Origin of the sequence: Fulvivirga imtechensis AK7 (genome assembly GCF_000331535.1) — a bacterium.
GTDB lineage: Bacteria > Bacteroidota > Bacteroidia > Cytophagales > Cyclobacteriaceae > Fulvivirga > Fulvivirga imtechensis.
Genome location: NZ_AMZN01000014.1, coordinates 175,795 through 200,087 on the forward strand (window position 1 = coordinate 175,795; position 24,293 = coordinate 200,087).

General features: G+C 42.0%; 20 protein-coding genes and 1 tRNA gene. 10 read left to right on the forward strand and 11 right to left on the reverse strand.

What is annotated here, in order from left to right; all coding sequences use genetic code 11:
• Positions 1-65 precede the first annotated feature (65 nt).
• Positions 66-138, forward strand: a tRNA-Phe gene (locus C900_RS05200).
• A 407-nt stretch (positions 139-545) separates the two neighbouring features.
• Complete coding sequence (locus tag C900_RS28120; RefSeq protein WP_051052775.1) at positions 546-1,751, forward strand: sensor histidine kinase; 1,206 nt, start codon at positions 546-548, stop codon at positions 1,749-1,751.
• On the opposite strand, the gene C900_RS05210 is transcribed toward C900_RS28120, so the two are convergent.
• The 3 genes from C900_RS05210 to C900_RS05220 are packed head-to-tail and all read right to left on the reverse strand — an operon-like array spanning position 1,752 to position 3,544.
• Entirely contained in the window at positions 1,752-2,537 is a 786-nt protein-coding gene (locus C900_RS05210) for a pseudouridine synthase (RefSeq protein ID WP_051052776.1), read from the reverse strand. It abuts the gene before it with no gap.
• A gap of 48 nt (positions 2,538-2,585) precedes the next feature.
• On the reverse strand, positions 2,586-3,155 hold the full coding sequence (scpB, locus tag C900_RS05215) for an SMC-Scp complex subunit ScpB (protein ID WP_009578607.1): 570 nt from the start codon (positions 3,153-3,155) through the stop codon (positions 2,586-2,588).
• Between the two features lie 2 nt (positions 3,156-3,157).
• On the reverse strand, positions 3,158-3,544 hold the full coding sequence (locus C900_RS05220; protein ID WP_009578608.1) for a TraR/DksA family transcriptional regulator: 387 nt from the start codon (positions 3,542-3,544) through the stop codon (positions 3,158-3,160).
• Between the two features lie 166 nt (positions 3,545-3,710).
• Here C900_RS05220 and C900_RS05225 point away from each other — a divergent pair, with 166 nt between their 5' ends.
• Positions 3,711-4,769, forward strand: a complete 1,059-nt coding sequence (locus C900_RS05225; RefSeq protein WP_009578609.1) for an isoaspartyl peptidase/L-asparaginase family protein — start codon at positions 3,711-3,713, stop codon at positions 4,767-4,769.
• Here the strand turns inward: C900_RS05225 and C900_RS30220 are convergent.
• Together C900_RS30220 and C900_RS05230 are read right to left on the reverse strand one after the other, a co-directional pair.
• The gene (locus C900_RS30220; RefSeq protein WP_009578610.1) at positions 4,766-4,930 is read right to left on the reverse strand and encodes a hypothetical protein; all 165 of its coding nucleotides are present in this window, start codon (positions 4,928-4,930) and stop codon (positions 4,766-4,768) included. The genes C900_RS05225 and C900_RS30220 overlap by 4 nt on opposite strands.
• Before the next feature lie 113 nt (positions 4,931-5,043).
• Positions 5,044-9,261 (reverse strand): lamin tail domain-containing protein, encoded by a 4,218-nt coding sequence (locus C900_RS05230; protein WP_009578611.1) that lies wholly within the window; start codon positions 9,259-9,261, stop codon positions 5,044-5,046.
• Between the two features lie 203 nt (positions 9,262-9,464).
• Here C900_RS05230 and C900_RS05235 point away from each other — a divergent pair, with 203 nt between their 5' ends.
• Both C900_RS05235 and C900_RS05240 read left to right on the forward strand, forming a co-directional pair.
• A complete protein-coding gene (locus C900_RS05235) occupies positions 9,465-9,653 on the forward strand; it encodes a hypothetical protein (RefSeq protein WP_009578612.1) in 189 nt (62 codons plus the stop codon).
• Positions 9,654-9,868: 215 nt separating this feature from the next.
• Positions 9,869-10,861: an aspartate-semialdehyde dehydrogenase gene (locus tag C900_RS05240; RefSeq protein ID WP_009578613.1), complete on the forward strand. Its 993-nt coding sequence runs from the start codon at positions 9,869-9,871 to the stop codon at positions 10,859-10,861.
• Between the two features lie 41 nt (positions 10,862-10,902).
• On the opposite strand, the gene C900_RS05245 is transcribed toward C900_RS05240, so the two are convergent.
• Entirely contained in the window at positions 10,903-11,949 is a 1,047-nt protein-coding gene (locus C900_RS05245; protein WP_009578614.1) for an AraC family transcriptional regulator, read from the reverse strand.
• A gap of 9 nt (positions 11,950-11,958) precedes the next feature.
• Positions 11,959-13,599 carry an ankyrin repeat domain-containing protein gene (locus tag C900_RS05250; RefSeq protein WP_009578615.1) on the reverse strand — a complete coding sequence of 547 codons (1,641 nt, stop codon included), beginning with the start codon at positions 13,597-13,599 and terminating at the stop codon, positions 11,959-11,961.
• 144 nt (positions 13,600-13,743) lie between these two features.
• On the opposite strand from C900_RS05250, the gene C900_RS05255 reads away from it, so the two are divergent.
• Positions 13,744-14,967, forward strand: a complete 1,224-nt coding sequence (locus C900_RS05255; RefSeq protein WP_009578616.1) for a THUMP-like domain-containing protein — start codon at positions 13,744-13,746, stop codon at positions 14,965-14,967.
• 5 nt (positions 14,968-14,972) lie between these two features.
• On the opposite strand, the gene C900_RS05260 is transcribed toward C900_RS05255, so the two are convergent.
• Positions 14,973-15,170 carry a hypothetical protein gene (locus C900_RS05260; protein WP_009578617.1) on the reverse strand — a complete coding sequence of 66 codons (198 nt, stop codon included), beginning with the start codon at positions 15,168-15,170 and terminating at the stop codon, positions 14,973-14,975.
• 32 nt (positions 15,171-15,202) lie between these two features.
• Here C900_RS05260 and C900_RS05265 point away from each other — a divergent pair, with 32 nt between their 5' ends.
• The 3 genes from C900_RS05265 (at position 15,203) to mfd (ending at position 19,897) form a co-directional block, all read left to right on the forward strand.
• Positions 15,203-15,775 carry a Crp/Fnr family transcriptional regulator gene (locus tag C900_RS05265; RefSeq protein WP_009578618.1) on the forward strand — a complete coding sequence of 191 codons (573 nt, stop codon included), beginning with the start codon at positions 15,203-15,205 and terminating at the stop codon, positions 15,773-15,775.
• A 75-nt stretch (positions 15,776-15,850) separates the two neighbouring features.
• Positions 15,851-16,435 carry a DinB family protein gene (locus C900_RS05270; RefSeq protein ID WP_009578619.1) on the forward strand — a complete coding sequence of 195 codons (585 nt, stop codon included), beginning with the start codon at positions 15,851-15,853 and terminating at the stop codon, positions 16,433-16,435.
• Between the two features lie 93 nt (positions 16,436-16,528).
• On the forward strand, positions 16,529-19,897 hold the full coding sequence (gene mfd, locus C900_RS05275; protein ID WP_009578620.1) for a transcription-repair coupling factor: 3,369 nt from the start codon (positions 16,529-16,531) through the stop codon (positions 19,895-19,897).
• Here the strand turns inward: mfd and C900_RS05280 are convergent.
• The 3 genes from C900_RS05280 to C900_RS05290 all read right to left on the reverse strand — a co-directional run bounded on the left by C900_RS05280 (position 19,886) and on the right by C900_RS05290 (position 22,151).
• Complete coding sequence (locus tag C900_RS05280; protein WP_040495712.1) at positions 19,886-20,137, reverse strand: hypothetical protein; 252 nt, start codon at positions 20,135-20,137, stop codon at positions 19,886-19,888. The two genes, mfd and C900_RS05280, sit on opposite strands and share 12 nt — an antisense overlap.
• 241 nt (positions 20,138-20,378) lie before the next feature.
• The gene (locus C900_RS05285) at positions 20,379-21,095 is read right to left on the reverse strand and encodes a LytR/AlgR family response regulator transcription factor (RefSeq protein ID WP_009578622.1); all 717 of its coding nucleotides are present in this window, start codon (positions 21,093-21,095) and stop codon (positions 20,379-20,381) included.
• A gap of 3 nt (positions 21,096-21,098) precedes the next feature.
• Positions 21,099-22,151: a sensor histidine kinase gene (locus C900_RS05290; protein ID WP_009578623.1), complete on the reverse strand. Its 1,053-nt coding sequence runs from the start codon at positions 22,149-22,151 to the stop codon at positions 21,099-21,101.
• A 445-nt stretch (positions 22,152-22,596) separates the two neighbouring features.
• Between C900_RS05290 and gldJ the strand changes: the two genes are divergently transcribed.
• On the forward strand, positions 22,597-23,844 hold the full coding sequence (gene gldJ / locus C900_RS05295) for a gliding motility lipoprotein GldJ (protein WP_009578624.1): 1,248 nt from the start codon (positions 22,597-22,599) through the stop codon (positions 23,842-23,844).
• The last annotated feature ends 449 nt before the right edge of the window (positions 23,845-24,293 follow it).

Sequence of the window (24,293 nt, forward strand, 5' to 3'; positions counted from 1 at the left end):
TTATAAATTTACGATTTTTATTTGCGGCAAATATAAAATTATATAGTTTTGCATCCTCTTACAACGGTGCTGTAGCTCAGTTGGTAGAGCATCGGACTGAAAATCCGTGAGTCGGTGGTTCGAGCCCACTCAGCACCACATCAAGGTCCTGGCGTTTGTCAGGACTTTTTTGTTTACATATCTTTCCATTTATCGTTGCCACTGTTTTTTCCCGGTTTTTACTTTGCTCTAAATTAATATATTCATGGTAAAAATAGTATGCAAGCATACTATTTTGCTTTTAAAATCATTCTAATTTATAATAGTTCTTGATAACTTGATACCAAGTGTTTACCTTAACGCCATTTAAATAGCAGTCCGCTTTGTCAGAGAATTTCTTAAGACTTTTTTCCCAACTTCTCATTCAGGGAGCGTGGTCCATAGTTCTTGCATTAATTTTTTTATACACCTTTAATGTATACAGGAAGCGCTACCTCAAGCTCTGGTCGTTGAGCTGGTGGGCCTTTGCATTATACATGATATTATCTGCCTCGATAATCAAAATTATGCCTGATTTTCCCGCCTCCCACCCATTGAGGGCGACATTATCCGTTTTATCCATTTGCTTTGCTTACCTGCAGACTGTGCTGCTCACAATCGGCACATGGGAACTGATAAAGGAGAGGAAGTTTGACCGCACAAAATTATGGTCGTTGATCGGGGTAGCGCTAACACTTGCCACCATTACCGCCCTACTATATGCAAATGATGTAGAGGCAGACACTGAACGGCACTTTGTAAGAGTAAGCATTCGAGCCGCTGTTACAGGTATCGGCTTCATGATCGTTGGCATCTGGCTACTTATCGTACCAAGCGAAGTAAAGAGTCTCGGACGAAAACTGCTGAGCGTTGCCTTCATTATCTATGGCCTGCAGCAGATGCATTACTTTGTCACAGGCCTTTTGCCTCTGCTGGATATATCATACCAAATACCATATCGATCTCATCTGGCGTTAATTGATTTTTTTCTGCTGGCGTTAATGGGCGTGGGTATGCTTTTCTGGCTGCTTGAAAATGAACGGAGAGATCTTGAAAAAGCCAATGCTGATCTGGACAGCTTTTTCTATAGCACTTCACATGACCTGCGTTCACCTATCGCATCTATTCTCGGCCTTACCTACCTTGCAAAAATGGAGAGCAAAGATGCCGAAACCATTGAGCTGTTTGAAAAAATAGAAGGGCGGGTAAAGAAGCTCGATGAGGTGATCAACGACATTCTCAACTATTCAAAGAACACGAAAAGGAGCCTTAGTCATAAAACACTAGATTTTACCGCACTGCTTGATGAAGTGATTGAAGGAGTAGAATTTGCAAAAGGCGCTTCTCAAATACGGTTAATATACGATCGTGATAAAGACACTTCTTTTATAGGTGATAAGGACCGGCTTACAGCTATTCTAAACAACCTCATTTCCAATGCGGTGAGATATCATGACCTTTCGAAGTCGGATCCTTATATTAAAGTAGATTTTGAAAAAACCGGAAGCCGGATCATAATTACTGTAGAAGACAACGGTGTGGGGATAGAGGAAAAGGACCACGAAAAAATATTCGAAATGTTCTACAGAGCCTCAAATGACTCACAGGGCTCCGGTCTGGGACTTTTTATCGTAAGGGAGACGGTCAAGAAGCTCAAGGGCAGCATTTTGCTACAATCGAAAAAAGGCGAGGGATCAGTTTTCCAACTCAACTTACCAAATCCCGAATTATAGTTATCGCAGGTTTTTAAGTCGGTGAACTTCCTTTTCGGTTAAGAGCCTCCACTTGCCGCGTGGTAAGTTGAGCTTGTCTAATGGCCCGTACATCACCCGGTCTAGCTTTACCACTTCGTATCCCAGGTGCTCAAATATCCTCCTTACAATCCTGTTTTTGCCGATGTGGATCTCTATACCAAGCATTTGCCTGTTATTATCAAGAATAGCGAGCTTATCTACGGTGGCTACACCATCTTCCAACTCAAGGCCATCTTCAATTTTTAAAAAGTCCTCATCAGTGATCTTCTTATCAAGTTCTACACTATAGATCTTCCTCACCTGCTGAGAAGGATGCGCAAGTTTTCGGGCTAATTCTCCGTCATTTGTAAAAAGTAATAATCCCGTAGTATTCCTGTCCAGCCTTCCCACCGGGTATACTCTTTCCTCGCAGGCATTTTTGATCAGGTCCATCACTGTTCTCCTGTTTTCGGGATCATCAGTTGTTGTAATGAAATCTTTTGGCTTATTAAGAAGCAGGTATACAGGCTTTTCGGGAATCAGCCTCTTGCCTTTGTAACTTACCTGGTCTTTGGGATCTACTTTGTAACCAAGCTCCGTAATTACCTGGCCATTCACTTTTACCTCTCCTCCGGCTATCAGCTTATCGGCCTCCCTCCTGGAGCATATTCCTGCATTGGCTATATATTTATTTAGCCTGATCTTATTATCGGTCACAGGGCTTTGCCTGGGATCAGCCTTCTTGTTGCCGGGGTTTTTACCAGATTTCTTTCTTGGTTCTTTCATAGTCAAATGCAGTATCACTACTGTATTTTTAAGGTTATGGAGTAATTTTTAGTTGTCTTCGGATTCTTCGCCAATTACGTTTTCATCCGCCTGGGCAAAATCTTTGGGTGTGGGTAGTTCGTTGAGGCTATTAATGCCGAAGTATTCCATAAAAGTGTGGCTGGTGCCATAAAGCAAAGGGCGCCCGATCGCCTCGGACTTCCCTTTTATTTCTATAAGACCTTTTTCAAGGAGCTTTTGTACGGCATAGTCACAGTTAACGCCTCTTATACTTTCAACATCCGACTTCGTCACCGGTTGCTTATACGCAATGATCGATAATGTTTCCAGTGCAGATGTAGACAGCCTTCTTTTAGACTGCTGTTTTAATAATATACCTATGCTCGCCTGGTATGCCGGTTTAGTTAAAAACTGGTATCCACCACCCACATGATTCAACTGAAAGGAAAATTCATCAGCCTGGTATTTTTCGTTGAGCTTTACGAGTACTTCTTCTATATCATTCTCAGGCACATCTGCCTCAAACATTTCGGTGAGACAGTTTTTTAGCTCCTTCACCTTTATGGGATGAGGCGAACAAAAGATCATTGCCTCTATGTGATTCTGTAGAAAGTCCAAGACTAGCTTTGCTGACTAAGTTTGGCTTCTATAGATTGCGTGGTATGAGGTACGGCTCTCAGGCGCTCTTTAGAAATTAGTTTCCCCGTCACGGAGCAGACACCATAGGTGCCGTTCTTAATGCGAACAAGAGCACTCTCAAGATTATTAATAAACTTTTGCTGACGAGCAGCCAATTGGCTCAGGTTTTCCTTCTCTGCCGTATCCGCACCATCTTCCAGCACTTTGGTATTTCCGGAGGTAGAGTCAGTACCTTCATCATTGCTCTTGTTGAGTGTCTCTTTCAGGATCTTCAACTCCGCCTTGGCCTTTTCCAACTTCTCATTGATGAGTTCTTCAAACTCTTGTAACTCTGCTTCCGAATATCTGGTCTTTTCTTCCTTGCCCATTATATCTAAATTTAAAGTTTAAAACTACTTTCCTTGTAAAACCGCCTAAAAATAATTTAACAAAGCTAAAACAAAAAAGATTATATTGAATAAATTGTTTAGCGCTAAACCGAAATTCGACCAAAATAGTGCAACTTTTCTAAATAAAAAAATATAAAATTCTGTTATGAAACTCATTCGACTTTTAATTATCATCTTTTCATTTTATATAATGGCCTGTCATTCCAATAGCCAGGAAAAACCTGACGCAGAACAAAAAACAACCGCGGAGGCCAAAGAACCCGGACCTATTACACTCGTGATACATGGTGGTGCCGGTACCATAAAAAAGGAGAACATGACCCCGGAGCGGGAGCTGGCTTACCGGGAAAAACTACAGCAAGCCTTAAACACCGGCTATGCTGTACTCGAAAATGGCGGCACCAGTCTTGATGCTGTCACGGAAACGATCCAGATACTGGAAGAGTCGCCATTGTTCAATGCCGGTCGTGGTGCTGTATTTACCAGTGATGGAAAAAATGAATTGGATGCTTCTATCATGAACGGGGCCACAGGTGAGGCTGGGGCAGTAGCAGGAGTAACCACTCTGAAAAGTCCTATTTTGGCCGCACGCACTGTTATGGAGAAGTCACCACATGTAATGATGGCTCGTGAAGGCGCTGAAGCATTTGCCAAAGAGCAGGGACTGGAAATAGTGGATCCTTCATATTTCTATGATGAAAACCGACACAATCAACTTCAGAAGCTTAAGGAGAATCAGGAAAAAGACGGCACAGCATACCTGGACCATCACCCCGACTATAAATTCGGCACTGTAGGTTGCGTAGCATTAGATGCACAGGGAAACATAGCTGCCGGCACCTCTACTGGTGGAATGACCAACAAAAAATGGGGCCGTATTGGTGACTCACCCGTAATAGGTGCTGGAACATATGCTGATAACAATACTTGCGGAGTATCCAGCACCGGCCATGGTGAATATTTTATCAGATACGTTGTGGCCTATGACATTGCAGCGCTGATGAAATACAAAGGCCTGAGTCTGGAAGAAGCAGCGAAAGAAGTAGTGATGCAGAAACTGGTGGAAAAAGGAGGCACAGGAGGAGTTGTAGCCCTTGATAGGCAGGGCAATGTAGCCATGCCTTTCAATACGGCCGGAATGTTCAGGGGCTATATCAAAGAAAAAGATAAACCCATGGTTTTCATTTATAAAGATGAGAACTAAGTGAGTTCGAGTTGAGAAGGCTGTAAATTCTTAACTCGCTCCTTTAATGCGGAAAGTTCAATATTCACGCGGTATTTCATCTTGATATACCGCCTGATCACCTCCGCCTTTTTCCCCTTCTTTAAATGATAAAGAATAGATTTGTCAATAATACAATTCATAACTATAGCACTGTTTGATCCTATTAAAATAAACAAAATCCGGATACTATAGTTTACGTTTATGTAAAGTTTTGGTGATTTGGTGGAATTTTCCTATTTGTTCTTTGAATGCGTTAAAACCTCGTTCCCACTACTACTTTTTCCTTGTATTGGTGTGTCCGTCCATCCAGGTCAAACACTTCGAAATAAACGATATAGTAACCTAGCCTGGCCTTTCCTCCATTTTCGTCCGTGGCATCCCATGTAAAAAATCCTTCCGCGGCCAGATAGTCATTTTCGCTTAAAATTCTAATTGTTCTACCCTGTAAGTCCAAAATTCTAACATTCGCAACATATCCCGGTTTTTCGAAAGAATAATTGATAGTAGCAAAATCATTCAGTCCTTTACCATCAGGAACGATTACTTTCGGTTCAATGATAATTACCCCCTTTCGATTGGTAATCTCTGGCCTTGATTGAGAATTCATATAGCCAGGGGTAGCGAAACCAACGGTGGATGCGGCAGACTTCCAATTGTCGGCTCGATTAGCCGGCACATCCGCAGATACTCTTTCCAGCGATACCCCCTCATCATCGGCCAACAAATCAAAATGCCAGTCAGCGGAGTATATAAGGCTGTCTAACCATAAAGAATCTGCGCGCATGATGATTACAATTCCCTTGTCATCGGGAAAAGCGGGCATGGAGGAACATTTTAGAAACCTATCTTCTTTTCCAAAAGGATATTCTTCCTTCAGCAAAATTTCATCGGTCGTTAGCACAACATACTCCGTGGGTTCAATGATGTAATCATCGCTAGTGATTGTTTTAATTTGATTTGGACTTATGGATTCTCCATCCATTTTTCCATTTGCCAAAATCCAGTTTTTTAAGTTGATGTGCTTGTCCGATCGATTATAAAGCTCAACAAAGTCAATACCTCCTTTTCTAGGATTAAATAATATTTCATTGATGATTATATCTGAGTGGTCTGCAGGCTCTATTAACTTAAATTCCTTGCTATTTAGCTTCCCTATCGCATTGCCGTTGCAATCAGTAAGATCATCAACTGCAACGGTGTAGGGAATACCACGCACTAACGGGTCTGACAATACGAGGCCCACCTCTTGCCAGCCTGCAGCAGGTATGACTCCTTTAATGTTGATCCCACCGGTTATTGTATATGTAGCTCCTATTATGGATCCAGGATCAAGAGATTCATTAAATCTTATCAATAAAGTGTCCGGAGTTATTCCCAGCGCTTCGGTCATTTCAGGGCCGGATAGATCCGGCTTATCGCTAAGTACAGAATTTACGAGTCCTGGTGTTCCCCCGGCATCACTTTCCGAGGCAGCCCAGTTTCGGCTATCGCCACAAAGATTGGCGGGATCAATAAGCTCCAGTGCCCAGCCTCCGGCAGATTTTGAAGAACTTTTGTACCAACTGCTATTATAAGTTACAGAGTCCACCCGGTACCCATAATTATTTTTAAGGAGCAGATCATCACTCGTATTGTTCAACGCGGGCCAAGGGTTCAACGCGGCAGTGTTATCGAATTTATCAAACAGCTCTCTATCCTTTTCATTACAAAGAATAGCATAATCACCGGGAAAAAGTACGAGCCCGGTAATTTCTGAGGAAGTAGAAACATCAGAAAATGTCCATCCCTCCAGGTTCAGTATCTTGTCGCTGTTATTATATAATTCTACATATTCCGCATTTGGCAAATCGGCTTCTTCAGAAGGGTTGGGATAGATTTCATTGATGATCACATCTTTTTCTGATACGGGAACCTCTGCAACAAGAATGAATTCAGCGGCATTACCTGAAGAAATGATGTTTCCGCTACAATCAGAAACGTTGTCTGCCGTGATGTTAAAAACTGTATTATAAGGAATGGCCGCAGATAACTCGCACGACAACTGTTCCAGCCGTTCCTCCTGGGTTACAGAAACAACAGAAATACTGCCATTGATATGAAAATCCGGTACTTTTATTGAGAGTGGGTCCAAAGGTTCATCAAAAGTAAGGCTCAGTGTCGTCTCGTTTACCACCCATGCAGATTTCAGGCGGGGTGCTTCCTGATCAATTGCAGGATCAAAAACCGAATTTTGCTGACCGGGAGTGCCCCCGGAAACACTTTCTGATGCTATCCAATTGCTGCTGACGTGGCATGTGTTACCCGGATTGATGACTTCCAACGACCAACCCCCATTGGATTTGCCTGTATCTCTATACCAAGTGGTAGTATAATTTACGGAGTCAATAGTTCTTCCATGGTTATCTTTCAGGTATAGATAATCACCTGCGTTGTTCAGGGATGGCCAGGGAGACAAGTCCATTACCTCACCAAACGATTCAAAGTATCTTGAATTAGCTTGTGGACAAAGAATGATGTGGTCGCCAGGAAATAGGATAACTCCTTTTAATTTTCCAATGGTTGAAACATCAGAAAATGTCCATCCCTCCAGGTTCAGTATCTTGTCGCTGTTATTATATAATTCTACATATTCCGCATTTGGCAAATCGGCTTCTTCAGAAGGGTTGGGATAGATTTCATTGATGATCACATCTTTTTCTGATACGGGAACCTCTGCAACAAGAATGAATTCAGCGGCATTACCTGAAGAAATGATGTTTCCGCTACAATCAGAAACGTTGTCTGCCGTGATGTTAAAAACTGTATTATAAGGAATGGCCGCAGATAACTCGCACGACAACTGTTCCAGCCGTTCCTCCTGGGTTATAGAAACAACAGAAATACTGCCATTGATATGAAAGTCCGGTACTTTTATTGAGAGTGGGTCCAGAGGTTCATCAAAAGTAAGGCTCAGTGTCGTCTCGTTTACCACCCATGCAGATTTCAGGCGGGGTGCTTCCTGATCAATTGCAGGATCAAAAACCGAATTTTGCTGACCGGGAGTGCCCCCGGAAACACTTTCTGATGCTATCCAATTGCTGCTGACGTGGCATGTGTTACCCGGATTGATGACTTCCAACGACCAACCCCCATTGGATTTGCCTGTATCTCTATACCAAGTGGTGGTATAATTTACGGAGTCAATAGTTCTTCCATGGTTATCTTTCACGTATAGATAATCACCTGCATTGTTGAGGGATGGCCAGGGGGACAAGCCCATTACCTCACCAAACGGTTCAAAGTCTCTTGAATTAGCTTGTGGACAAAGAATAAGGAGTTCTCCTGGTAAGAGAAAAAGTTTTTCCAGTGTGGTGGCAGAAGCCTGATCTGCAAATGTCCAGCCGGATAAATCAAATATTTTTTCGCTGTTGTTCATTATCTCTATATATTCAACTTCAGGAAGATCATTCGGTGGATTAGGGTCCGCAAAAATTTCATTGATGATAATATCTTTCTTTTCCGCCTCTTCTTCCCTGAAGTATAAAAATTCGATGGTGCTTGTTGTAATAGCATTCCCGTTGAGATCTGACACATGCTCGATCCGTAACTCATGAAGCTTCGCATTAATAAAAGAATTTGAAAATGTAAGATGCACTGTATTGCTCATATCATCAAGCTCGGCTTCTGTCGGTTGGCCAATTTCATGATCAACCAGATAATTGGTAATATCTTCTGCTGTAGATTGGCTTAAGGCTTCTGAAAATGTAACGGCCAATTCCGTTTCTGAAATAACATCCACCTGAGTAATAGCAGGAGGGCTTACATCTGTTACCGAAACAAGAACATCATCAAAAAAGAAGCTGGTATTTCGCGTGCTGGTATGCTTCACCTTAAAGCCAAAATGTGGTCCCGTGACAAATTCCGTGTCGATAGCTGAACCTATTAAGGTAAAAGTGGTCCCGCCAGAGGCATCTGCTTCAAGTGTCCAGAAGCCGAAAGCATCGCGGGTGATACGGATATTTACATCTATGCCTGAAGCCACCGAAGCATTTGGGTCCGCTATAATTGCAGTAGAAGAACTTGTCTTAAATAAATCAATACCATCTTCACTACCACTTTTGCCCAATCGTACAAAGTACCCGGCCGGATTGTTACCAAGGTCACTTTGATCGCTTGCAAGAAATATCTCTATGTTATTAGTAGAACTGGGCGCTGAGCCATACCGCGCCTTGAACTCCCAAACGACAACTCCCGCTGATAGGTCAGGAATACCTGCGGTGCTCAGCCAAATAGTAGAGTTTGCTGATGGTCCGTTGCTTTGCAACTCCCCTGCTGTCACCAGAAAATCCGAGCCATTACCCGAGTTGTTTGAGCTTGACCAAGCCGGGTTGCTGGTAAATTCGCCATCGGAAAAGTTATCACTGATTTGGCCAAATGAACAGAACGAGATGAGAGTAAATGGTAGAAAGCTGATACGAAAAAGAGTAAGCAAGAAGGTAATTATTTGGTTAATGACGAGTCAAGTACCAAAAATATATTAATTAAAACAAATAATTAGATTATTAAATGAGAAATTCTGTGCCAAGTTTTATTTATAGCCAATAACAGGTATTTACGGATTTGCTGGTAACAGGGGATATGTTGTAAATGATTAATGAAGGAATTTTGAAATGTTCAAAAAAATGAAAAACTACTATGAAAACAATTAAAGATTTCCAACACAATGAGTTAGACCGCCAAACAGTCGAGAAGGTAATGGGCGGTGAGCCCGTTTCCGATGGATACGAAGAAGTATATTACGACCAGGGTGGCGTAACTCATGTATACCACTGCAGAAATGGAAACTGTGTTTACATAAGAAGCATGGAAGGTATGATCGCTTAAACCCATTAATGATGATGCTAACCGCCGGGTGGGCATCATCTTTTGTTTTTAAATAATAACCCTTTCTCCCGGTTATATTTTCTTCAGATCTTTCCCCCTTCGAAATCGATTGAAAAATTGCAACTCCTCAAAAAGACGTAAATAATTCAAATTATCAATCGCAGTAACTGTCAAAAACACTATTTTTGAAGTACAATTTACGTTTAAATTATATTATGAAGTTAGCTATTGTAGGAGCTACAGGCCTGGTAGGCCAGGAAGTACTCCGTGTAATCGAAGAGAGAAATTTTGAATTCGACCAGTTGTTACTGGTAGCCTCGGCAAGGTCCGTAGGCAAGACACAGGAATTCAAAGGAAAAACCTACACCATTATCGGCATGGAAGAAGCTGTTGCCAAACAGCCCGATATCGCTATTTTCTCAGCGGGTGGCAGCACCTCGCTGGAATGGGCGCCAAAGTTTGCCGAAGCCGGATGTATCGTTGTGGATAACTCTTCCGCATGGCGCATGAGCCCGGACCACAAATTGATTGTACCCGAGATCAATGCCGATGTTTTAAGGATTGATGACAGGATCATTGCCAACCCCAATTGTTCTACCATCCAGATGGTAATGGCATTGGCTCCGCTTCATAAGAAATATAAGCTTAAACGTATTGTTGTTTCTACCTATCAATCTGTAACCGGTACCGGCAAAGCGGCTGTTGACCAGTTGATGAATGAGCGTAATGGTGTCGAGGGCGAAAAAGTTTATCCGCACAAGATCGATATGAACGTGTTGCCCCATATTGATGTATTCACGGACAACGGTTACACCAAGGAAGAAATGAAAATGGTGAACGAGACCAAGAAAATATTAGGGGATAACAGTATTGCCGTAACTGCCACCGCGGTGCGCCTGCCGGTAATGGGAGGTCACTCAGAATCTGTCAATGTCGAGTTCTACAATGATTTCGACCTGAAGGAAGTTCGCGAGATCCTGAGCAAAACTCCCGGAGTTGTGGTAGAAGATGATGTCGCTAATAATGTGTATCCCATGCCATTGAATGCCCACCATAAAGATGAAGTGTTTGTAGGCCGTTTGAGAAGAGATGACTCTCAGCCCAACACACTAAATATGTGGGTAGTTGCTGACAACCTGCGAAAAGGCGCTGCTACCAATGCTGTTCAGATCGCGGAGTTTTTGGCTGCGAATAATCTGGTGTATTAAAGTCACTTCACATCCCCGCTATATTTTCGGGGATGTGCTATCTACTTTTGATTTCTGTAACTAGATGGCGTCTGCGATGTAAATTTTGCAAAAGCCTTATTAAAGGTCACCTTATTATTAAACCCTGACTCAATGGCAATGGCCTCAATCTTATAATGGGTGAATTCTTTGCTTAACAGCATGTTTTTAGCATAGGTTATCCTATGGCGATTAATATAATCATTGAAGCTCTCGTTAATTCGTTCAGAAAGTGTTTGTGAAATATTGTGCGGCTTCTCCTTTATAATTTCCCCTAATTTCAATATTGTAAGGTCTCGCTGTAAAAATACCTGATACCGCTCTATTTGCTCCCTCATCTTAATTTCAATGCACTTCATATCACTCTCAGACAAAGACGAACTAAGATATTTTCTGGCTATTTGCTCTAAAAATCGCGGTTCACGGTATAAAATAAAGCCTGTGATAAAAACGATACTGAAAGCCACCACATAATATACGATAAACTGTCTCCAACTGGCTGCGTATTCCGTTAGCCATGAGATGAGCACCGCTGTTGCAAAATAAATGGTGCAAATAGCCACAGCATATAACTTCTTCCTGCCATCAAGCAATTTATAGTTTTTGCGAATCATGACAATAAACACTATTCCATATACCAGAATATGGATGGCTATGGCATAATTTACAGGCATCAATCGGTCCACGAAGTGTTGCTGAATGTAGAGGATTCGGGCTATATCTGGAAGTATCCAGATATCAGCATAATATCCCAACGCTACTAGTAAGGGCAGAAAATGTAAAAGATCATAAGCTCTTATTTGCCGATCTTTTAACAATGCTCTGAAGTGAAAGTACAGCACTGGGCCGTAGCAAAATCCCGATACAAAATAGAACCTCCCGTAAAACTGTGGATAGATGTGGGCCAAAGCGCTTGTTCCATATAAAAAAAGCAGCATGTCAAGCCCGAGCAGCAAAATAAAAATAGATAAAAAGGTATAAGTGTATCCTGACTTTTGAAAAAAAAGACCGCCGGAAATAAATATTGCAAGCAACCCGTAAGCCAAAAGCAGAAAGCGCAAATAGGTCATCTTTTAAAACTATTCTTTCAGTAAGATAAAAAGAATCTCCAGTTTTCCATACCAGGCCGGTCTTGAACCATTAGGATAAATCTCATCTACCATCCTCAGTTCGAGTTTATTTTTATCAATTATATATCTATAAAATTGCCGGCCACCTTCAAAGCCGGGTACCCGTGCAATATCGGCTGTAGTAATTATGAGAGAATCAGTCAACTCATACTTACCGGTGTTGAATACAATACGCTGAAAGGCGCTGATCATTTCCTCATCGGTTGGTTGCGATATATTTACAAATGGTTGCCGCAGTTTGTCAGATGGATTATACATTATGGCGTATCGTTGCGGTGTTACCATAAACATCCCGGGAAAAGCTTTCCTAACTGAATAGGTGGTGTCTTTATATATATAATGTATTTCCTTGAAGCGCCAGGAGCCTAATATCTCATGTTTTATCCGCCTGAGAGAGTCAATTACCTCCACAATCTCCTGGTTTTTATAGTACTCTGCCAGAGTATAGGCTGTATATCTGCGATCCAAAACGGGCATGTCATAAGCTGCCCCTTTGTTCAGTAACATCTTGATGAAATCATTATTGCCATAGAACAACGCCCAATGCAGAGCTGAACACTGATTAACGGTTTCAATATGATCTATTTCAGCTCCGTGCCCAAGCAATTTGCTACCGATATCTGTGTTGCCGCTAATAGCAGCGCCAATCAAAGGCGTCAACTGATAATGCGTATCTGTGAGATTTACATCTGCTCCCCTTTCCAACAACAGGTTCACTAAGTTGTCATAACCAAATCTGGCAGCAAAAGCCAGTGGTGTTTGGCCCACTCTGTTTTGTGTGTTGGGATTGGCCCCTGCGTCAAGTAAAAGCCGTGTGATCTCTTCATTACCATTTTGAACAGCTATTTGCAATAATGGATTTCCCAGGCCATCCTTGCTACCAGCATTTACTTGCTTTTCCAATAATTCCACTACCGCACTTTTATCGTTATCAACTACAGCACGGATCAACGCTTCAACTTTACTCTTATGCTTTTCATAAATGCCGGTTTCTCTAAATACATTAACAACAGAATCAGCATGCCACAGCCTTAGAGCAACGTCTACCGCGGTACCATGTTTACTTTTTAAATTCAGGTCTGCCCCGGATCTGAGCAATAGCTTCATCTGAGCAACGTTACCGCTGTAAGTGGCCCAATTTAAGGCATGATCTCCATTGGTGTCAACTGCGTTGACATCCGCGCCATGATCAATGAGTAGCTGACTGATAGATACATCAGGAGAAGAAACCGCGTACATTAACGGGGTTCCCTTCAAGCGGTCCCTGCTCTCAATGTCGGGATCCGCTCCCGCTCCAAGCAAGAGGTCTATTAGCTTGGGGTGTTGCTCGAATACGGCATAATGGATAGAGGTGTAACCCTCCTGAGAAAAGTAGCCCGGGCTCGCCCCCTGATCCAATAAGTGCGTGGCAATCCTGATAGCACCCAGTCTGCTAGCCTCGGTTAGGAGTGAATCCCGCTGCAAACTCCCTTGAGTGGTAGACAATAATTTAAAGTCTTCTATATTGTCGTTTTGAAGAGCAGTCTGAGCCTCGAGATTACCTGTAACAAAAAGCCATACCAGCAGGCACCAACATTTAACGTTTTTCATTGTAGTTACTTTCCTTTGTTGTTAAATAAAAATGGGAAAAATAACCCTGAAAATGGTGCCAGGAATGCCAGTATGCGTAAACAATCATGATTGTTTACGCATACTGGCTCTTGTGTATTACTGATTACTGAAACCCGCTACACCTTGAAAACCAACAAATACTCATTTACCTTTGTCATCATGCTTGAAAAGATACTTCTGCCACAGGTCCAACAGTTCATAAAAGCACACGAAAAAGAAGACCCTTTTTCGCTTTCGCTGAAATACAAAGAAGTAGCCGGCCTGCCCATAAAAGTTGTAGCTGAACAAATAGCGGCAAGGCAAAAGGCCAAAAACAAACTTCCCGAATGGCACCATACCGAAGGGATCATCTTCCCACCTCTTATCTCAATGGAGCAATGCTCTTCAGAAGCTAGTGCCAAATATAAATCCACCCTTATTTCGGGAAGAACTTTGATCGACCTGACAGGCGGAGCAGGAGTAGACACTTACTACCTGGCAAAAAACTTTACTGAGGTTCACTATATTGAACAAAATCATGATCTGGCACAAATAATCGGACATAATCTGAGAATGCTGAATGTGGATAACTTAGAAATTCACGAGTGTACAGCGGAAGCATTTTTGGAGAGGCTGAAAGGAAATGTGGATAACTTTTATATCGATCCTGCCCGGAGAGATAATCAGCAACAAAAGGTTTTTCGTTTGGAAGATTGTACCCCTGATGTATTGCAACTTCTGCCTCAGCTTTTGGAAAAAGGCCGCCAAACATTAATAAAAACGTCTCCCATGTTAGACCTTCCTCTAGCTATAAACGACCTGAAAAAGGTAAAAGAGGTACATGTGGTGAGTGTGGATGGCGAATGCAAAGAGGTGTTATATCTGATTGATCATGAAGGAGATCCAAGCCCAAAAATTATCACTATCAATTTGAAGAAAAATGGAACCTCTGAAATTTTTGCTTTCAAAATGATAGAAGAAGCTGATGCTCAGGTAAGTTATTCACAGCCAAAAATATTTTTATATGAACCCAACGCCTCCATTTTAAAGGCAGGGGGTTTTAAAGTAATTTCGGGTAAATACCGAGTGGATAAGTTACACCAACATACACACCTTTACACCAGTTCTGACTATGTGGACAACTTTCCCGGGCGCAGCTTTAAGATCATTGACATAATACCTTATAACAAAAAAGCCGTTGCTCGCCTGGTACCTGAAAAAAAGGCCAATATCACCACACGAAATTTCCCTGATGATGTAGCTGTGATCAGAAAAAAACTGAATCTCAAGGACGGTGGAAACAAATACCTATTTGCTTACACAGATGTGGATAACCAGAAGAAAATAGCTGTTACGGAGAAAACTTAGCAGGCTTAAACTCCGGCTAAATAAGTGAGTACATAATATAAAGCAAGAAAAAGCATGCCTGCTGTACCATACACTTTGATCACTTTTTTTCTATTTTGTGTATCTTCCCACCAGAGCATGACCCATGGTTTATACAAACCAATGATCATCAATAATATGCAAAGGGCCGTAACTGCCAGCGAAAGATTGATGAAGAGCTCCATGTATGCTAAATTACAACATTATAACTCAAAACATGGATATCTATCAGGCGTTAAGGGAGAACGTATTTAAATTGGTCGCTTTTGAAGAAGAAGAATGGAAGGATTTTATCTCTTACTGGAGGCCTGTTCACATCAAAAAAAGAGAATACATTATAAAAGAGGGGCAGACAGAAAAATATTTTTATTTTGTATATCGTGGAGTTCTTCGTGGCTACACCACTAAAGACGGTGATGAAATTTCCATTGGTTTTACCTATGATGGGGATTATTCGGGAGCCTATGATTCCTTTCTCGCTCAGCAACCGTCTGACTTTTCAATGCAGGCCATCACAGATTGCGAACTGCTCCGCATTAGTTATACCGATTTGATGGCCATGTTCGATAAATATAAAAGTGCAGAGCGGTGGGGTAGGATCTTTAATGCCAATATTCTCATTGGCATGGCACGTAGACAGTTGGAGGTGCGGTCGTTTTCTGCTGAAGAGCGCTTTGAAAGACTGGCTACACAAAGCCCACATATTCTCCAGTTAGTGCCACAAAAATACTTGGCTTCATACCTCGGCATGACCCCCGAGACTTTCAGTCGCCTTCGGAAAAAAAGGTAATCATTTGCCGAAATTGATCTGTATCAAGTTTTTTCGTTGGATATCCGCCTAGTTTTGTCCAAAACTCAATTAACTATGGCAACATTAGATCAAAAACAATTTTTGGAAAGACTGAAATCAGAGACTGAGGAAATACTGGCTTTCGCATATATGCTGTCTGAACAACCTACAGAGAAATTAACAGAACAGCCCACCCCTAACCAATGGAGCGTGGCCGAGTGCCTGGAGCACATGAATGCTGCAACGGAGCTTTATCTCGACCAGATCGAACCTAAGATGATAACTCATCTAAAACCTTCAGGTACCACTTTCTTCAAAAGGGGATTCTTTGCCAGCTATTCTACTAAAAGCCTCAAGCCTTCCGCAGAAGGGAAGATTAAAAGCAAGATGAAGACGATGAAGATCTTCCAACCCATTTCGGAGCAAAATGTCAAATCCGTACTTGACCGGTTTGTCAACAACCAGCACAGAGTTTTACGTGTATTGCATGACCTGGATGGAAAAGATCTACGCTCTTTTAAACTGACCACCGCACTTGGAAAAATACTGAAGTTTTATGTCGGAGAAGCACTCGAATTTGCTATTGCGCATAATCAGCGGCATGTGCTGCAAGCACGCAGAGTGCTGGAACAGATGGATAACAAAGTATTCAATAAATAAATGCGGCTTTTTCACAATAAACTAATTTAACTCTGCGCATTCTGTTTTGAGTATTTCCTACCTTTGCAGCTTTGAAATTTTGAGGTTGCGTTTGTGAAAGCAGGAGATTTACTGAAGCTGTACAAAGCGGATAGCATTATCCAGACAATAGCTGAGATTACCAAAGCTAATGAGGATCAGTCTGTCCGGATCAAAGGCCTTACCGGTAGTCTCGATGCTGTGTTGATCGCTGCGCTATATCAGATCAATCATCAAAACCACCTGATCGTACTGCATGATAAAGAAGAGGCTGCGTATTTTCATAACGACCTGCAAAATTTGCTGAGCGGGAAGGAAGTATTGTTTTTTCCTACCTCTTACAAAAGGCCTTATGAATTTGAGGAAACGGAAAATGCCAATGTGCTTATGCGGGCAGAGATCCTCAACCGGGTCAACCATAAAGCGTCATCCGGAGAGCTCATCGTAACCTATCCGGAGGCGCTGACTGAAAAAGTGATCAACAAAAAGTCGCTGACAAAGAATACCTTTTCGGCAAAAGTTGGCGAAGCTGTTGATGTAGCATTTCTTAGCGAGCTGCTGATTTCTTACGATTTTGAAAAAACGGATTTTGTATACGAAGCCGGTCAGTTTGCTGTTCGTGGTGGTATCATTGATGTATTTTCATATGCACACGACCTGCCATATCGTATCGAACTCTTTGGAAATGAAATAGAAAGCATCCGTACGTTTGATCCTACTTCGCAGCTTTCAATAGATGCGGTAAAAGAAATTAACCTCATCCCTAACGTTCAGACTAAACTTATACATGAAGAAAGGCAGGGTTTTCCTGATTTTCTCCCCAATAATACCAAAATATGGTTTAAAGATTATCAGCAGACACTTGATGTCATCAACAGCTATTTTAAGAAAGCGAAAGACAGCTTTGATGATATTTTGAAAGCCAGCGGAGAAACGCAGATCATCTTAAAACCTTCTGACTTATTTGAAACGTCCGAATCGTTTGCGGCACAGATCCAGTCATTGAGCAAAATCGAATTTGGAAACAGGTTTTACCTAAAAGAAAGCCATGGTTTTATTTTTGAAACCGAGCCACAGCCTTCTTTCAATAAAGATTTTGAACGGCTGGCTAAAAATTTAAGCGAAAATCAGGCGAAGGGTTTCACAACAGTAATTTCCTCGGATTCACAGCAGCAGTTGCAGCGTCTGCATTCTATCTTTGAAGAAATAGATCACACTATTGATTTCCAGGACATGGCCCTTAGCCTGCGTCAGGGCTTTGTGGATAAAACATTGAAAATCGCATGCTATACAGATCACCAACTGTTCGAACGTTTCCACCGGTATAAGACCAAAGACAAGCATTCCAAATCAAAAGCGCTGACGCTAAAGGAGTTGCGAACTCTACAGCCGGGAGATTTTGTTACTCACATAGATTACGGTATAGGCAAATTTGCCGGACTGGAAAAGCGGGAAGTCAACGGCAAAGAACAGGAAGCCATCAGACTCATTTACCGTGATGATGATCTGTTGTACGTCAGCATCCATTCACTGCACAAGATCTCCAAGTACAGTGGTAAAGAAGGTACGCCTCCTGCCATCAGTAAGCTGGGCTCTCCGGAATGGGAAAACAAGAAGAAGCGCGTCAAAAAGCAGGTGGCAGACATTGCCAAAGATCTTATCGAGCTCTATGCCAAGCGAAAACAGGCACCCGGCTATGCATTTACAAAAGATAGTTTTCTGCAGACAGAGCTGGAATCATCCTTTATTTATGATGATACTCCTGATCAGGCTAAGGCTACGGAAGATGTAAAGGAAGATATGCAACAGCAGCATCCTATGGACCGACTGGTTTGTGGTGATGTAGGTTTCGGAAAAACAGAAGTGGCTATCAGGGCTGCTTTTAAAGCTGTGACGGATAATAAGCAGGTGGCTGTTTTAGTACCTACCACCATACTGGCCATGCAACATTATCGCACTTTCAAGGATAGATTGTCGGCATTTCCTGTAAAAGTGGAATACATCAACCGTTTCAAAAGTGCCAAAGAAATTAAGGAGACATTAAAAAGAGTAAAAGAGGGAAAGACCGATATACTTATTGGCACGCACAGGATTGTCAGCAAAGATGTGCAGTTTAAAGACCTTGGGCTGTTGATCATCGATGAAGAGCAAAAATTTGGAGTAAAAGTAAAAGAGAAGTTGAAGGAGATGCGGGTCAATGTTGATGCACTGACTTTAACGGCAACTCCAATTCCGCGAACCCTGCACTTTTCTTTAATGGGTGCCCGCGATTTGAGTATTATTTCAACACCACCGCCCAACCGCCAGCCGGTAACTACAGAACTGCACACCTTTAATGAAGAAGTGATCCGCGATGCTATCAGTTTTGAATTAAGGAGAGGCGGGCAGGTATTCTTTGTACACAATCGTGTAAATGACATCGAAAGTGTCGGAAATATCATTCTGAAACTGGTACCCGATGCCCGAATAGGAATAGCACACGGTCAAATGGAAGGGCCGGTACTGGAGAAAGCAATGCTTAAGTTCATAGAGGGGGAATATGATGTGCTGGTTTCCACCAACATCATTGAATCCGGCTTGGATATACCGAATGCCAATACCATTATTATCAACCAGGCCCACATGTTCGGCTTATCTGACCTGCACCAGATGCGGGGTAGGGTAGGCAGAAGCAACAAAAAAGCTTTCTGCTATTTGCTAACTCCTCCGACAATCGGACTTTCATCCGATGCTCGAAAGCGACTGAGTACTCTGGAAGAATTTTCAGACCTTGGTGATGGGTTTAAAGTGGCCATGCGCGACCTCGATATTCGTGGCGCGGGAAACCTGCTAGGAGCAGAACAAAGCGGCTTCATTTCTGATCTTGGTTTTGATATGTATCATAAAATACTTGACGAAGCGGTGCAGGAGCTCAAGCAAACCGAGTTTAGAGATCTTTTTGTAAAAGAATTGTCAGAGGCAGCCAAAGTATTGGTACAGGATTGTAACATAGAAACAGACCTCGAGGTGATCATCCCTGACGAATATGTTGCTAATATTTCAGAAAGACTGGGACTTTATTCTCAGCTTGATAGCATTAAAACAGAAGATGAGCTGCGGCAATTCCAACTATCTCTGATCGACCGGTTTGGCCCGATGCCCGACTCTGTTAAAGAGTTAATAGAAACGGTGCGCTTAAGGTGGCTGGCAGAAGAACTGGGCTTTGAAAAGCTGTCGCTAAAAGGGGAGAAAATGAAATGCTACTTTGTGTCCTCAGATAAAGAAGAGTATTTCAAATCCGCAGTTTTTGGTAAAATACTGGCATTTGCCCAGATTAATCCTAAAAGATGTCGCCTCAAAGAGGTGAAGGATAAGCTGATTCTCACAGTCAACGAAGTATTGACTGTGAATCAGGCTATATCTCTTTTATCAGGCATAGTGCAGAAGGAAGAGTTACACACTTAGTTCGGTAATACTTACAAAATCCAGGTAGGGTTCGATCAGATCTGTTTCTGTAAATGCATTAATGCCTAATACTTTGTTCTCGTAAGGGGCATAACACACCTCTATAAAGTAACCCTCAACATGATAGAGGTAGTACTTCTTCTCGTCTTCAACCCTGTAGATCAGATAATCAGCAAACACTGTGATGTAATCACACTTCTTGTCGAACGGGAGAACTTTAAAATCGTTTATTGAGATCATTGCCAACGTAATTTAGTTTCTACCATTCCTATGATAAAGACTGTGCCAATTGGAAAATACCTCAAAAAGGGGTGTTTTGAAGGGCGTGCTGAGCCAAATTAAGCCGTATTTGGAACCTTGTTCCCAAAATGGGATGCGGTTCATCGATCTTTGTGCTTATTTAACGGGTAAAATTGCTATTCAACCCGAAATCTGAACATTCCTTGGTTTGCAACCACAATAAACGCCCAAACCACCCTTTTTAGAAACTCATCAACTCTTTGAATCTTTGGGTTTGTCTTCTAGAAACATCCACCTCATTCCCTCCTTTCATATAGATCTTTATGCTTCCGCTAAACCAGGGCTCTATACGTTCTACCCACTTAAGGTTAATGATCTGTTGTCTGTTCGCTCTAAAAAATGTTTTTGGATCAAGGCGCGATTCCAGGTAGTTGAGCGTTCTCGGGATCATGGGGCGGTGTTCATCAAAATATATCTTGGTGTAGTTACCATCTACTTCCAGCATTCTTACGTTGGCCAGTTGTACAAACCAGCAATTGTCTCCATCCTTAACAAATACCTGGTCGTGTTCTGTCATCCTGCTTTCGTTGTCCTGTTCTTTTTTCTTTTCTCTTTTTTCAGATACCTTGCTCACTGCTCCTGCCAGGCGGTCCTTTTGCACGGGCTTCTGCAGGTAGTCAAGAGCGTTATATTCAAAAGCTTTGATGGCATACTCGTCATAAGCCGTGGTAAAGATGATCTCAGGAATGTATTCCAACTCCTCCAACAGTTCAAAGCCGTCTTTTCCGGGCATTTGTATATCCAGAAATACCAAGTCTGGCTTTTCTGCTTCAATTTTTTCTTTGGCCTCCATGGCATTAGCCGCCTCGCCAATTACTTGCACACTATCGAAATCTTTGAGCAATCTTTTCAGTTCATTTCTTGCCAATCGTGAATCATCTACTACAAGTGCTTTCATATTTTACTCATTTAAGGGTATTGTAAATTTGGCGGACACAAAATTGCTGTCCAGGTTCTGGATTTTCAAATCAGACAACTTGCCAAACAAAAGCTTTAATCTGTTGGAAGCATTTTGAAGGCCTATGCCTGTGCTGTCATTGCACTTAACAAGCTGGCCGGTGTTGATCACCTCTACATTTAGAATATTATTTTCCAGGTAAGATCGAATATTGATCTGCCCGCCTTCCGGTAAATTGGATATTCCATGTTTAATAGCATTTTCTACCAACAGTTGAATAGCCATTGGGGGTATTTTCAGATCAAGAGTCTCTGGCTTTATCTCTAATTTATATTGCAGACGGTCTTCAAACTGGATCGACTCCAGGTTTAGATAATTCTGCACAATCTCAAGCTCATGCTCAAGACTTACCCGCTCCATATTATTAAACTGAATGGAATATCTCAAAAGGCCGGAAAGGTGAGTGATCATATCCCGCGCTTTTTCCGGATTCTCAATTACCAGCGAACGGATGTTGTTCAGGCTGTTAAAAATAAAGTGAGGGTTTACCTGTGATTTCAATGCTATCAGTTCGGCATCCTTCACCGCTGCCTCGAGCTTCCATTTTTCAACCTCACTCTTCTTAAAATTGATGAATACCTGAAACAGAAAATAGATCAACGACCAGCCCAACGTAATAATCGAAAGGTTCAGAACCACGATCACAACGATTAAAGGCGTCAGCTCCTGGTCGTTCTCAACCGGAAAGAAGATGCGGTTAATTGGCAGGACAATAAGAGCCCAGATGGAGGCAATAATAAAACAGGCTGCCAGCACACTAAGTGCCAACCTGAAAATGCCTAGTCTTACCCATTCATTCCTTTTGATATAGCTTCTGTAAAAATGGGTAAGTAAAAAGCCAACAACAACAGTATTCAGATGGCCGGCAAACACTTGCCACTGAAACCCGGCAAAACTGGCCGTGATCAGGCTGAATATTACAAAAAATGAACACCAACCAAAAAACTGGAGTATCCAGTAGAGCTTGCCCTTATTAACATTATCAAAGCTTATCATCCTATTTTCATTCCTTAAAATCACTCCTTAAAAACCTGGAAATTAATGCAACAAAGTTTGGGAACCATTAGTGCATCCACCAGACCTTCGGGTTTTATGATCTGAGATCAGATCTCTAATTTAAAGATCGCCTATTTTAATATGATAATCTTTAAGAAATTATTCATCGGTATTTTGATGTTGTTGAAAGGTTGAAGAAGCGGGTAAACTATTATTTGTTTGGTATGTATAATATAATTGCTTTTTTTGAGTTATTTAGAAGCAAAGGAATGCCGGTTAACGCTTAATTATGCCATTCTAACGGGTTAATATTGAAAATTTTACGCTTCCCGCAATTAAATGTCAGAGAGAAATGTTATTTTGCCCCGGTATAAACTTGTATTGGTTGAATTAATATCACTATATTAGTATTTGCATTTGATTTTTTTGAATAAATAGAACAGGTATGAAAAGAACTGCAAGCTTTTTTAAGAGTGCTTTGTTAGTTGTCGGTGGTTCAATGGTACTTACTTCATGCTTTCTGGGAGGTGGTGGAAGGCCCACCAGCGTCCACCCCGGAGCACTAAGTACAACCACAGGATTGGCTTATAATGATGAAGATAATAATGGGTTCATGGTTAACCCGTATAGTGGACAACCAGAGGGTCCGAATCTGGTGTTTATCGAAGGTGGTCGTGCGGTTGTGGGTTCTTTTGAAGAAGATGTACTCAACAGAAGAGATAACCTGGAGCGAACTGTTTCGGTGGCTTCATTCTACATGGATGAAACAGAAATTGCCAATATCCACTGGTTGGAATATTTGCACTATCTGAATGTTTCAGACTCGTCAAGAGAAGTTTATATCTCTGCTTTACCGGATACTTCAGTATGGGTGAGCCGTCTGGCGTATAATGACCCTTATGTTGACCACTACCTCAGGTATCCCGGCTTCAGGTATTTCCCTGTAGTTGGTGTTAGCTGGGTACAAGCCAATAACTATGCGGAATGGAGAACCAGAGCCGTTAATATGAAGCTTGCAGAAGATGCGGGAGAAGAATATGCTGAAACTGACGGACGTATTCCTTTGGAATCGGGCGTTGTGTTACCTAACTACAGACTTCCTTCTGAAGCAGAGTGGGAGTATGCCGCTACGGCATTGATCGGTACGCAGTGGCTGGATGAAAACCAGACACACCAAAGGATTTATCCCTGGGATGGTCACGCTCTAAGAAATCCTTACGGAAAAGAGATGGGATACTTCCTGGCTAACTTTAAGAGAGGCCGTGGTGACTATGCAGGTATTGCAGGTAAGCTGAACGATGGTGCATTGATCACTTCATACATTTATGAATTCCCTCCTAACGATTTCGGCCTATATAATATGGCTGGTAATGTAAGCGAGTGGGTACTTGATGTTTATCGACCTATGTCATTCCAGGATTTCGATGATCTCAACCCTATCCGTAGAGATGGCTACCTGGATGAAACAAGAAATGTGGCTACAGGTGAGCAATATTATAACAGTGATATCGAAAACAACCCCGAAGGATTTACTTCACTGATCACTGACGAAGCAAGAGTTTATAAAGGTGGTTCATGGAAAGACATCGCTTATTGGATGTCACCTGGTACAAGAAGATACCTCGATCAGGATTCTTCAACTGCTACAATAGGGTTCCGATGCGCCATGATCAGAGCCGGATCAAACTACTAAAATAAAAAGCTTGATAGAAAAACCCGGATTTCATTTAAGAAGTCCGGGTTTTTTATTTTAAGTACGCCAGCAAAGAGCAATTCTTCCTGCCGCCCCATAGCACTGATCCCAAAACAGAGGATTTATCTATTTAATTTAACGTGGGTTCGATATAGAACTCGTATCCAAAAATAGCCTAAAAGCTTCCTCACGTACCAATGACAAGTTTTCATTACATGCTGATAGTCAGATGATAACATCTTATTGCTCAGTTTGTACTTTTGTGCTTATTTTGACCTTTCTTCCACTGGCGCGGATGTTACTTCCAAGACATCGCCATGCAGCAAGTCAACAGGTATAGATAGATGTATTGAGAACAAAATTAAAGTAAGCCTGAGAATGGAAAGTGGGTGAAGCACGGAAGTTACTGTCGAGTAGGAACGAGGAATTTCACCTCGCCCCTCTCACAG